General features: G+C 46.0%; 8 protein-coding genes. 3 read left to right on the forward strand and 5 right to left on the reverse strand.

Going from position 1 to position 12,736, the window contains the following annotated elements; genetic code table 11:
* Nucleotides 1-75: 75 nt before the first annotated feature.
* Both QUA53_RS02080 and exaC read right to left on the reverse strand, forming a co-directional pair.
* Nucleotides 76-444 carry a DUF779 domain-containing protein gene (locus tag QUA53_RS02080; RefSeq protein WP_333248650.1) on the reverse strand — a complete coding sequence of 123 codons (369 nt, stop codon included), beginning with the start codon at nucleotides 442-444 and terminating at the stop codon, nucleotides 76-78.
* Between the two features lie 135 nt (nucleotides 445-579).
* On the reverse strand, nucleotides 580-2,100 hold the full coding sequence (gene exaC / locus QUA53_RS02085; protein WP_333095004.1) for an acetaldehyde dehydrogenase ExaC: 1,521 nt from the start codon (nucleotides 2,098-2,100) through the stop codon (nucleotides 580-582).
* Between the two features lie 298 nt (nucleotides 2,101-2,398).
* Here exaC and QUA53_RS02090 point away from each other — a divergent pair, with 298 nt between their 5' ends.
* Complete coding sequence (locus tag QUA53_RS02090; RefSeq protein ID WP_333095002.1) at nucleotides 2,399-3,136, forward strand: A/G-specific adenine glycosylase; 738 nt, start codon at nucleotides 2,399-2,401, stop codon at nucleotides 3,134-3,136.
* Between the two features lie 170 nt (nucleotides 3,137-3,306).
* On the opposite strand, the gene QUA53_RS02095 is transcribed toward QUA53_RS02090, so the two are convergent.
* The gene (locus tag QUA53_RS02095; protein WP_333095001.1) at nucleotides 3,307-3,513 is read right to left on the reverse strand and encodes a hypothetical protein; all 207 of its coding nucleotides are present in this window, start codon (nucleotides 3,511-3,513) and stop codon (nucleotides 3,307-3,309) included.
* Nucleotides 3,514-3,815: 302 nt separating this feature from the next.
* Between QUA53_RS02095 and QUA53_RS02100 the strand changes: the two genes are divergently transcribed.
* Entirely contained in the window at nucleotides 3,816-5,018 is a 1,203-nt protein-coding gene (locus QUA53_RS02100) for a phytochelatin synthase family protein (RefSeq protein ID WP_333094999.1), read from the forward strand.
* Between the two features lie 228 nt (nucleotides 5,019-5,246).
* Here the strand turns inward: QUA53_RS02100 and QUA53_RS02105 are convergent, their stop codons facing one another.
* Both QUA53_RS02105 and QUA53_RS02110 read right to left on the reverse strand, forming a co-directional pair.
* Nucleotides 5,247-8,699, reverse strand: coding sequence for a WD40 domain-containing protein (locus QUA53_RS02105; RefSeq protein WP_333094997.1), 3,453 nt, complete (start codon nucleotides 8,697-8,699; stop codon nucleotides 5,247-5,249).
* Between the two features lie 35 nt (nucleotides 8,700-8,734).
* Nucleotides 8,735-11,008: an AAA-like domain-containing protein gene (locus tag QUA53_RS02110; protein WP_333094995.1), complete on the reverse strand. Its 2,274-nt coding sequence runs from the start codon at nucleotides 11,006-11,008 to the stop codon at nucleotides 8,735-8,737.
* A gap of 612 nt (nucleotides 11,009-11,620) precedes the next feature.
* Between QUA53_RS02110 and fbp the strand changes: the two genes are divergently transcribed.
* Nucleotides 11,621-12,694 carry a class 1 fructose-bisphosphatase gene (gene fbp, locus QUA53_RS02115; protein WP_333094994.1) on the forward strand — a complete coding sequence of 358 codons (1,074 nt, stop codon included), beginning with the start codon at nucleotides 11,621-11,623 and terminating at the stop codon, nucleotides 12,692-12,694.
* The last annotated feature ends 42 nt before the right edge of the window (nucleotides 12,695-12,736 follow it).

The raw sequence follows: 12,736 nt of genomic DNA on the forward strand, positions 1-12,736 counted from the left end.
GCATAAAAAATACCCCGATTGCCGACTTCTTTAAAAAGTCGGCAATCTAACATATCTCGCGTTTTCAAGAACTAATTACTCAGCATTGACAAACAAACGGGAACGAGTAATAAAACGCTCTCCATCCGGCCCTTCCAGGGAAAAATCGCTGCCTCCGGGCCCGGATGCTACGTCTATAATTAACTGCGTGTGCTGCCAATTTTTGTATTGCTGCGCTGCAATATAAAAGGGGCAACCGCCTATTTCGCCGAGTAATACGTCACCATTACCGACGATCAATTCCCCGTTGGGGTAGCACATGGGGGAACTACCGTCGCAGCAGCCGCCGGATTGGTGAAACATCAATTCTCCGTGTTGACTTTTGAGATGGTTAATTAATTTTAAAGCGGCTTCTGTTGCGGTGACTTTTGCGATCGTTTCCATTGCAGTCTCTTTGTGTAGCACTTTTATTTCGTTTGTGAATAATTTTTTTTAATGAACCGCAGAGGGCGCACAGAAGGAGAGGAAAGAGAGAAAGAAGGAGTTCGCCAATCACTGAAGTTTGTCCTTCTTCCTGTTTCCTTCCCAATGACTAAAACCTTAGAAAAAGCCTAAAGCTTTGGGGCTGTAGCTGACTAACAAATTCTTAGTTTGCTGGTAGTGACCTAACATCATTTTGTGATTTTCGCGGCCGATTCCAGATGATTTGTAGCCGCCGAATGCTGCGTGGGCTGGATATAGGTGATAGCAATTGGTCCATACGCGACCGGCTTGAACGGCGCGGCCGATGCGGTAGGCGGTGTTGATGTCGCGAGTCCACACTCCTGCACCTAAACCGTAGAGGGTATCGTTGGCAATTTCTAATGCTTCGGCTTCGTCTTGGAAGGTGGTGACTGCTAATACTGGGCCGAAGATTTCTTCTTGGAAAATTCGCATTTTGTTGTTTCCTTTGAAGACTGTCGGCTGAAAATAATACCCGTCTTGCAAGTCGCCGGATAAGATGTTTCTTTCGCCACCAATTAGACATTCTGCGCCTTCGGCGTGACCGATTTTGACGTATTCGGCGATTTTTTCCATCTGGTTGATGGAGACTTGGGCACCGAGGGCGGTTGTCGGATCTAAGGGGTTGTCTTGTTTGATTTGACGGATGCGATCGATCGCCCTTTCCATGAATCGATCGTAGATTGACTCCTGAATTAAGGCGCGGGAGGGACAGGTGCACACTTCGCCTTGATTGAACGCGAACATCACAAATCCTTCGACAGCTTTGTCGAGGAATTCATCATCTTGGGCGCAGATATCTTCAAAGAAAATGTTGGGAGATTTGCCGCCTAGTTCTAGGGTGACGGGAATGACATTTTGGGAGGCGTATTGCATGATTAGCCTGCCGGTGGTGGTTTCGCCGGTGAAGGCGACTTTGGCAATCCGGGGACTGGTGGCGAGGGTTTTGCCGATTTCGGCGCCGGGCCCGTTAATGACGTTGATTGCGCCGTCTGGTACTAAGTCGGCGATGATTTCCATCAGTACCAAGATTGAGGCGGGGGTGGGGCCTGCTGGTTTGAGGACGACGCAGTTTCCGGCGGCGAGGGCTGGGGCGAGTTTCCAGGCGGCCATTAATATCGGGAAGTTCCAGGGGATGATTTGTCCGATGACGCCTAGGGGTTCGTGGAAGTGGTAGGCGACGGTGGTTCCGTCGAGTTCGCCGATCGATCCTTCTTGAGCTCGGATGCAGCTTGCGAAGTAGCGGAAATGGTCGATCGCCAGCGGTATGTCTGCGAGGCGGGTTTCGCGAATTGGTTTGCCGTTGTCCCAGGTTTCGGCGATGGCGAGGCGATCGAGGTTTTCTTCGATGCGATCGGCTATTTTGTGTAAAACCCGCGCCCTGTCTGCTGGGGAAGTCTTACCCCACTTGTCTTTCGCGGCGTGGGCGGCATCTAGTGCCAATTCTACATCCTCCGCGCTCGATCGGGGGACTTGACAAATTGATTTTCCTGTAATTGGAGACAGGTTTTCCGAGTATTTTCCTTTCACCGGTGGCACCCACTTGCCGCCGATAAAGTTCTCATAGCGAGTTTGAAAAATCGACTGACTGCCGGATTGAACAGGTGCTGCTACTACCATGTTATTACCTGATTAAAAATTGTTTTCGCGGAGGCTTGAAATCTCTTGAACATCAACTATCGTCTATTTTCTATAATTTCTGTTGTTTGCTATACAAAATTTTACATTTTTAAAATATTTGAAATCCCAATCTTTTCTCGGTTTCCGGGTCTGGCTGGTGGTTAATAATATTTTTTTACTAAACGCAGAGAACGCTATTGAGGTCAAGAGAAAAAAGCAGAAAAAGAGAAGCTCACACATTATTTAAATCTGCTATTATATAAATATAAAATTGACAGTTTCTCAAAGTGCCAATCAAATGCCTGCAATAAATGCCGTTGTTTTTGATTCTGATTGCGAGCCTGGGTCAAAGCCTTTGAATGCAGCCAAAGTCCGGTGGTTCCGCCGCCGGCTCAAAACTTGGGCCCAGCAGAATTTCCGGGATTTTCCTTGGCGGCGTACCTGCGACCCCTACGCGATTTTAGTGGCTGAGTTCCTGCTGCAAAAAACTACTGCTGCTACAGTGGCTCCGATTTATCAAGAATTTGTCGATCGATATCCGAATCTCTCCGATCTAGCGGCCGCGCCTGCGGAGGAAGTTGCTAGTTTGTTGCAGCCTTTGGGTCTTTTGTTTCGGGCGCAAAAGCTGCGAGAATCGGTACTGGTTATCTTAGAAAATTATCAGGGAAATGTTCCCCGCACCGAAGCTCAGTTGCTGGAACTTCCCGGAGTTGGCAAGTACATTGCGCGATCGGTTTGCGCTAATGCTTTCGGACAGCCAAAAGCGGTGCTCGATACGAATGTTGCTCGGATTTTGCAGCGTTTTTTTGGGATTGACGGCGGTAAAGTAAAATCGCGATCGCTCGAACTTTGGCAAGCCGCAGAACGAGTTGCTCCCAAACAGCAAGTCGGGCCGTGGAATTTAGGAATGCTGGACTTTGGGGCGGCAGTTTGCACTGCAAGAAACCCCCGCTGCGGCGAGTGTCCGCTGCAACAGCAGTGCGAGTACAAAATTAGCAGCGAAATCAATTCTCGGCTCATTGCCGAACTCAGTTGACAAATATTTGGCATTCACTGTAGGGGCGGCTTCACCAACAATCTCAGACTAAAACTAACAATTTCAAAAACCCGCTCCCACCCAACTGTAAATACTATTAATTAACTGTGATGCAGCCGAAGTTCTATCCGAAATGTCGTACCTTTATCAGGTAGCAAAAAACACTTGAACTATCCTTTGTGCTGCTCTACAATTATCCGATAGCTGAGAGTAATTATTGACGAGATGGCTGGTTCTGCCAACCAGGGAGCAGAAAGTGGCGCTGTGAGATATTTGCTAAGTGCCATGTCGTTATCAGCCACCTCTATATACATCCCCGGAGCATCGACCACCTCAGTGCCAATCAAAATCACCCGCTTAAATTTGATTGATTGCAACTCTTAAACCGACTTTTCTCAAACATCGAGCGCGTGAGTGAGGCTATTAACAAAAGCTTGATTTAGCGGAGCTTTCTACCGCTCAATCTGTGGTAAATTGCCGAATTGTTTCATCAGCTTGATGTCTAGCCGTCCGTCGCAAAGGGTCACCTTTTTTAAATTTGCACCCCGAAAGTCAAACCTTCGCAGCGTTTTATTGCTAAGATTGAAAAAAATAGTAAATAAGTGCATTCATCATTATCAATGTGACGATGTTGCATAATATTTATTAGCACCATAAGCAATAAGGGTTAAAACACTCAATGTCTGCTCAAGGGTTTTATCGTCGTTCACTCCCCGATTCTGCTATTGCCTTTTCCTCCGTAGAGGGAAAGCAAATATTTCGAGAAGCGTTGGCATTGGGAGGTATGGAAGGGTATTTTGCTCTAGCGGAACAGTTTCATACTCAAGCAGAACCCGCTTTTTGTGGATTGGGTAGTTTAGTTGTTGTTCTTAATGCCTTATCCATCGATCCGGGTCGCATTTGGAAAGGGGTGTGGAGATGGTATGGAGAAGAATTTTTAGACTGTTGCTTACCTCTTTCAGTCATTAAAGAAAACGGTATCACCTTTGATGAGTTTGTCTGTCTCGCACGTTGCAACGGTGCTGTTGTAAAACCTAATCGTTACCACCAAAGCAGCTTGGAAAACTTTCGGCAAGCAGTTGAGGAGGTGAGTGCGGCGTCAGGTGATATTCATCTAGTTGTTTCCTACAGCCGAAAGGTATTGGGACAAACGGGTGATGGTCACTTTTCACCAATTGGTGGCTATCATCCAAAGCGGGATCTAGTTCTTCTGCTGGATGTTGCCCGTTTCAAATATCCACCTCACTGGGTTTCTCTGCCTTTGTTATGGCAAGCGTTTGAAGCTCTCGATCCGGTCACTAATCAATGTCGAGGTTATATTTTATTGCAGAAGAGTGAAAGGTTGCCAGAAACCTTCTTTCATGTTGCTTGTGATTTACATCAGTGGCGTAGTGTTGCTCCTTACTTTACAGAAATACTCCCAGATATTCTGAGAAAAGAGCAACCTGATTCCATTGCTTCAGTTGTCAGTACCATCCTGCACCATTTGCCTGTTGAATTCACAACTATGGTGCATACCTCGTCAGAGACGGCAGAGACACTTGAGAAATTACGGGCAGCTATTGAGTTAAATTCACTGTTTGATATTGTTCACCAATGCTTGTCAAGCGATGAGGGGGATGCAATGTCTGTTGTAGGGAAGTGGCCGCAACAGCCATTCGTAGCAGAGATAATAACAGCAATATTACTCTCCTGTCCCGAAACGCTCTATGCGACTCTCAAACCCGAGTTACGACTGTGGTTTAGTGAGGTTCGCCACCTTGAGAAACTACTTCCTCCCTTGGATGTAGAGATATCTAGATTGAGAGAAAAAATGTCAGCACTTCAGGAGTTTTACACTTTATATTCAAAGGGACATCAGTGTAATATCCCTCAGAGTTAGCACCTACCGCCTTTTGACCTCCCCAAACCTCGCCTAACTACAAAAGTGAAAATTAAATAGCAAGATTTAATAATCCGATGCTGGTGCCGGTTGTGGATGAAGATTCGTCGCAGCGAAATATTAGGGTTGTGACTGATGCGAGTGAGAAATGGACAACGGAACAAGTGGAAGTGGTGGTAAAAAAATGTAGTGCGAACATCTTGCTGGTTGGCTGTTTTTGCGTAACTCCTATTTGATTGACTCTTTGTTAAGGTAATCAGCACACATCTGTTTATCCTCTGCTGTTACTTTCGGATTGGTTCTGAGATAATCGCTAATCCAATTGCAACCTAATGCCATTAGTTTATCCACATCCCAAATCCACAGTTTGATGGTGTTGTCAAAGCTTGCAGAAGCCAAGGTCTGGCCATCGGGACTAAAGGCGACGCTCCAAACCTCATTGCTATGCCCGGTGAGAGTAGCGATGGGTTTTTGGGTTTGCAGGTTCCACAATTTGATGGTGTTGTCACGGCTTGCAGAAGCCAAAGTCAAGCCATCGGGACTAAAGGCGACGCTCAAGACCGGATTGCTATGCCCGGTGAGGGTAGCAATGGGTTTTTGGGTTTGCAGGTGCCACAGTTTGATGGTGTTATCAAAGCTTGCAGAAGCCAAAGTCAAGCCATCGGGACTAAAGGCGACGCTTCTGACCAGATTGCTATGCCCGGTGAGGGTAGCAATGGGTTTTTGGGTTTGCAGTTGCCACAATTTGATGGTGTTGTCAAAGCTTGCAGATGCCAAAGTCAAGCCATCGGGACTAAAGGCGACGCTTCTGACCCAATTGCTATGCCCGGTGAGGGTAGCGATAAGTTCTTGGCTTTCGAGGTGCCACAGTTTGATGGTGTGGTCACCGCTTGCAGAAGCCAAAGTTTTGCCATCTGGAGTAAAGGCAACGCTCAAAACCGAATTGCTATGCCCGGTGAGGGTAGCGATAAGTTCTTGGCTTTCGAGGTGCCACAGTTTGATGATGTTGTCACTGCTTGCAGAAGCCAATGTCTTGCCATCGGGACTAAAGGCGACGCTCCAGACCCAATTGCTATGCCCGGTGAGGGTAGCGATAAGTTCTTGGGTTTGCAGATGCCACAGTTTGATGGTGTTGTCACTGCTAGCAGAAGCCAATGTCTTTCCATCGGGACTAAAGGCGACGCTATAGACCCAATTGCTATGCCCGGTGAGGGTAGCGATGGATTTTGGGCTTTCCAGGTGCCACAGTTTGATGGTGTTGTCACTGCTTGCAGAAGCCAAAGTTTTGCCATCAGGACTAAAGGTGACGCTCAAGGCCGAATTGATATGCCCGCTGAGGGTAGCGATGGGTTTTTGGCTTTCCAGGTGCCACAGTTTGATGGTGTTGTCACTACTTGCAGATGCCAAAGTCAAGCCATCAGAACTAAAGGCGACGCTAGAGACCTCATTGCTATGTCCGGTGAGGGTAGTGATGAGTTTTTGGCTTTCCAGGTGCCACAGTTTGATGGTGTTGTCACGGCTTGCAGAAGCCAATGTCTTGCTATCAGGACTAAAGGCGACGCTATAGACCCAATTTTTATGCCCGCTGAGGGTAGCGATGGGTTTTTGGCTTTCCAGGTGCCACAGTTTGATGGTGTTGTCACTGCTTGCAAAAGCCAAAGTTTTGCCATCAGGACTAAAGGCGACGCCAGAGACCTCATTGCTATGCTCGGTGAGGGTAGCGATGGGTTTTTTGCTTTGCAGGTGCCACAGTTTGATGGTCTTGTCAGCGCTAGCAGAAGCCAATATCTTGCCATCTGGACTAAAAGCGACGCTCATAACCTTATCGCTATGCCCTCTGAGGGTAGCAATGGCTTTTGCGGTTTGCAAGTTCCATAATTTGATGGTTTTGTCAGCGCTAGTGGAAGCCAATATCTTGCCATCTGGACTAAAGGCGACGCTTCTGACAGAACTGCTATGCCCGGTGAGGGTAGCGATGGGTTTTTGGGTTTCCAGGTGCCACAGTTTGATGGTGTTGTCAAAGCTTGCAGAAGCCAATCTCTTGCCATCTGGACTAAAGGCGACGCTATTTACAGAATTGCTATGCCCTTCCAAATGATTGCGCTCTTTTACTACGGACACTGCTTGTTGCAGCGCAGCTATCACTCGTCCTCTAATCTGTTTTGTCGTCTCGGCTGAAGAATCTAGTTGTTTGAATGCTTGCCCTGCCTTTAATGCTTCCAACAGTGCTTGGAATATCTGTCCTGAACGAAATGATTCATTAGAAAAAGCAGTTTCCTGGATGACATTTGCTAAATTCTGGGCTTGAGTGACTTTATAGGTGGCCAATTGCTCTGCTTTAATTAGCGTCTGATTTGCTTGAGTCAAAATTTTATTCGCTTGTTTTTGTGCTTCTAACTCTCGTTCAACTTCCCGTTGTTGGACTTCCCGACTGGCATTTAAAAACTGATAATCCAAATCGCTCAAACTTTTATCTGCGGTCCAAGTTTGAGCATCTTGGAAGGCTTGGCCCCGCAACAGTCGCGATTCATCTTGGCAATCAGACTCTATCCAAGCTTTAAAACTTTCGCTGTAAGGGCGGAGTTCCGCTAATTGTTTTTCCACCCAATCCAGGTTAAAAACCGATTGATAAATCCGGTTATAAACTTTAATTTTGCCAGACTGCTTAACCACCAAGCCAGTTAATCGTAATTCCATTTGTTCGGGACTATCATCAGTCCCTATCTCATTGTGCTGCAAAATTTGCTGATATAGTCCCAATAACCTACTGGCCCGTTGTTCGCTGCGTAAAAAGCGATCGCGAATCGTCTTTAAATGTTCTGGTTCATCCTGTCCTTCCCAATACTCAATCACCTTTTGTCGAACTAAATTTCCTACCCACTCAGCGGTATATTGCATGGATGCAGAGTTGGCATGACTGAGCAGCAATTTACAAACTTTTTGCGTTAAAAACGGCTGTCCTCCTGTCCAATATAACACCACTTCTAACAATGCTTGCGAATTTTCTGCTTGAGTCTCTAACCCAACTGCCAAAGGTTGCGCTTCTGCTAATTGAAACCCCGTCAACTCTATCCCTCGACCAATATTAAAAGGAGTGCGCCGCTTGTCTTGAATTAAATCTGAGGGAGTTGCCACCCCTAACATTGTAAATGTTAATCGACGATAGTCGGGTTTATCAGCTCGATTATTATAGCAATCACGAATTACAGCAAAGAAATCTTCTATTTTAAAATTTAAGCTAATTAAGCTGTCCGATTCATCGACAAAAATTACTATATTTGCTGAGATATTTTTGAGTAATACTTCTTCAATAAATTTACTAAATCGTTTAACATTAGATAGTAATTTATTCTGCTCCCACCATTCATCTAAATCAAAAAATTCATACAAATTTAATCGGCTGACGATACTATCGATCACACCTGCATACCACTCTTCTGGCGTAATATCGGAAGTGCCAATTTCTGTGATATCAATGCTACTACAGGCGATTCCCTCTGCTTGTAACCGCTGCATTGTCCGCACTCGCAGTGATGATTTTCCCATTTGTCGGGCATTGAGAACATAGCAAAATTCTCCGGCTTTTAAAGCTTGATAAAGTTCTTCATCCGCCTTTCGAGTGACATAAGTTGGGGCGTTTGCAGGCAGGCTCCCTCCCACTTGATATTGATAATCTTTCATAGGTCATTGTTAATTTATAGGTGAAAATCAGAGTATCAAAAAATTAATTTGTACAGCCGTACAGGTTCAGAAATTCCCTTTAACGGTTGCATTCCTAAGTCAATCACATTTAAAGATAAATGGGTTTTAACGACTTGATAAACTGTCTCAGAAATACAGATTCCACCTGAATCGGCTTTCCCTTCTAAACGAGCCGCTAAATTTACACCAGCCCCTCTGATATCATTATTAAAAGAGAATATTTCCCCCAAGTGAATACCAATGCGATGTTGGAGGACATGACTCGCAGGTAAGGTTGTAGCAGCTTGGGCGAGACTTCGTTGTATTTCTAGCGCACAGGCAACTGCTTTTACAGCACTTTCGGGAAAGCAAATTAATAAACCATCGCCCATTTCTTTAAGCACTTTGCCTTGATGTTTAGCGCAGATGCCTCGGATGATGTTGAAATCTCGATTCACTAATTCTAGTGTCAGCTTTTGGTTGGCAACTGATAAAGCGGTGGAATTAACTACATCCGAGAAAATAATAGCTGCTAAATTACTCTCTACGTGCAAGCTTGATGGGTTATTAGGTGGTTGCACAGCAGTCATATTAGCTCGGGGAGAGGCTAGGCGATGGCTAAAATATTGACGATATAAATCACACAATGGCATTACAGCATTTCCCTTAAATTTGATCAACCCCATGCTTCGCAATTTAAAAGCCTCTCCGGTGTGAATCTCTACAGGTTGTTCGCTGTTAATGACTTCTCTAATTGTTGCTGCTAGTTCTGCATCTTTTTCCAAGTTAACTAAATGCCGTCGTAAATGATCGTAGTAAGGGCCTTCTTCAGTAGGAGCGACTTTTAGCAAGCTATCTAAGGTAATTCTCCCCCTGGCAACTTGGTAGAGAGCAACTCGAACTAAATAAGGATGACCGCCCACCATTTCCATCAGCTCACAAATCTCTTGATTTGACCAATTTAATCGGTGTCGATTCACTAAATCTGTTACCTGTATCTGAGTGAGTTCAGGTAACTCTATGGGCAATCCCACGTTAAATGGCGACTGATTAATATTGAGAGGAATATAAACTTCTTGAGAGTGAGAAATGACTAACCTCAGCTTTTTCCAAACTTCCTCATTTTTTCCCCGCTCGTGCCAAGCTCGCAATAATCCAAAGAAGTCGGTGGCTATTTCGGAATGCGGAAAAATCCGATCGACTTCATCTAACCCTAAAACAAGAGGCCGATCGCTGTCAGATAGTAGATAGCGTTGGAAATACTTGGTGCTTTTATTTTTACTGCCGAGAACGCCTTTCCAATATTCTCCTAACCTGTCTTCTAAATTTAATTCATTGGTAATATCACCACAAAACCACTGCAACAACTCATCAAGATTAGTGAGAAAACAGCCATCAGCCCATTGAAAGTTTAAATAAGCCGTTTGATATCCCTGTTCCTTGGCGTGGTATAAAATTCGCTGCACTAAGGAAGTTTTTCCCATTTGCCGGGGCGCTTTGATTCGGATTAAAGCTCCGGGCTTAACAATAGTTTGGTAGGAGTCCGATTCAATGGGAGGCCGATCGATATATAGGGGTGAATCTAAACTAACAGAACCTTCGGGGTTATCTAAATTGAGAAGAGAAAGGGGAGGTGCGGCGATCGATCGCGCATTTTCCCCCACAGGCGACGGCTTCTCAACGATATCGCTAACAGAAGCATCCTGCGATCGATCTAATTCTTCCGAAAAATCCGACTTCTTCTTTAATACCGGAGTAAGTTCTTCTGCAATCCCTGCCATGCTGATGCTAACGCAACCCAACTTATAGGCAAATTCGATCGACTCCCCCGCCGCCAAGGTATCGTAAAAACCTACAGCAAATTCTCGTGCGGCCTTATCTCCCACCGCTTGGTTCATGCCGATCACGTAGGGAATGTGACGTGCGATCGCCTCAGCTTGCACTTCTGAATAGCAAGCGTTGAGTATTACGCACTCCACGTACTCCTTAAACGCCTCAAACAAAGCTGCCAAAGCTTTGGCATTTACCAGCTTAATCTGCCCCATGTCATCCTCTAGGGCTAAACCGCTTTCTCCTGCACCATGCCCTGAGAAATGCACAATCTCTGGTTTATAATCTAATACGGCTCGCTGCATTTCTCTTGGCGTTACTGCCCACTGTTGATCCAGTTGAAACTTGTCGCGCTTTTTAGAGCGTTGCAACCCCTCTGCAATTTCCTTCGCCTCTTCACCTAAGCGCAAGGGAGTTGAGTTTTTCGGGTTGGCGGCTAAAAACAGGATCGTTTTTTTCTTTCTTGGGGAACTACTCATCAATGGAACCTTCACGCTTAGGAGATACAGGAGCTTAACGACACTACCTCAGTCAGGGCGAGATATTTCTTGCCTTTATACGGTATTTAACCACAAACATCTTTATTTTTGTTGAGCAGTAAACTGGCAGAAACGATCGCCCTGAGTCAAGCATAACCAATCAAAAAGGCGATCGCTACTCTCAACTAATCTTTTTAGCTACGTATTTAACAAGCGCGATCGGCTTCCCGTTTGGCAGTCGTATTTTTATAAATATCGAGATTCTTTGCCCCTGTAAAATCAATTCCTCGTACTACATCTTTAGAAATCTTTTTAATAATTAATCAAGCAACAATCTTCCTTCTTCCTTCTTCTTTCTGCTCTTCCTCTAGGTCAAGAGCGGTTAATTAAAAAATTTAGTGATTTTGGATACAATTCCCGGCTCAACAGTCGATCGCACTCCTCAATTTTCGGTGGGGATCTAAAATTCACCTAAAGTTCGACGCCCTTTGGCAAAACCCTCCCTAAGATAGAAGTTAGGGGACGATCGGTCTAATAGCCGATTCAGGGGCAAGTGTCAAGCACCTGAAAATCCCAAACTCAGAGCCGCAAGACAGGGAGGTTATCAATATCATGGTACAAGCGCCGACAGGGGAAACCCGCCTGGGCCCGATCGATCAGGTGCAAGCCTTAGACCGCGATTGCACGACTCTATCCCGTCACGTACTCCAGCAACTCCACAGCTTTTCAGCAGATGCTCAGGATCTCAGCGCTCTGATGAATCGCATCGGACTAGCTGCCAAGCTGATCGCGCGGCGGCTCAGCAGAGCTGGGTTAATGGCAGATGCCTTGGGGTTTACAGGGGCTGTGAACGTGCAGGGAGAATCCGTCAAAAAGATGGATGTCTATGCCAACGAAGTGTTTATCTCGGTATTCCAGCAAAGCGGACTGGTATGCCGCTTAGCTTCCGAGGAAATGGAGAAACCCTACTACATTCCCGAAAATTGTCCGATCGGGCGTTACAGTCTGCTCTACGACCCCATAGACGGTTCTTCCAATCTTGACACCAATCTCAATGTAGGCTCTATATTCAGCATCCGCAAGCAAGAGGGGGACGATGAAGACGGTTCGGCTTCCGACTTGCTGCAACACGGACACAAACAAATTGCCGCTGGTTATGTGCTCTACGGCCCCAGTACCATGCTGGTTTATTCGATCGGTCAGGGTGTTCATTCCTTTACCCTCGACCCCAGTTTGGGCGAGTTTATTCTAGCTAACGAAAACATTAAGGTTCCCGATCGCGGCCCGATTTACAGCGTTAATGAAGGCAACTTCTGGCAGTGGGAGGAATCTTTGAGAGACTACATTCGCTACGTACACCGCAGCGAAGGCTACACCGCCCGGTACGGCGGGGCTTTGGTGGGAGATTTCCACCGGATTTTGTTCCAGGGAGGCGTGTTTTTGTACCCCGGAACGGTGAAAAAACCGGAAGGTAAATTGCGTTTGCTCTACGAATCGGCTCCTTTGGCGTTTTTGATGGAGCAAGCCGGCGGGCGCGCCAGTACGGGAGTTCAAGACATCTTAGACGTTGTGCCGACCAAACTGCACGAGCGATCGCCCTTGATTATCGGCAGTAAAGAAAATGTAGCGATGGTCGAGTCTTTTATTCAAGATCGATCACGCAATCCTAGAACAGCTCAAGAGTGAAGGCATAGGGAAGTTCGGCAACGAGCAATGTACGGGATGTAA

This window comes from Microcoleus sp. Pol12B3, assembly GCF_036701355.1.
Taxonomy (GTDB): domain Bacteria; phylum Cyanobacteriota; class Cyanobacteriia; order Cyanobacteriales; family Microcoleaceae; genus Microcoleus.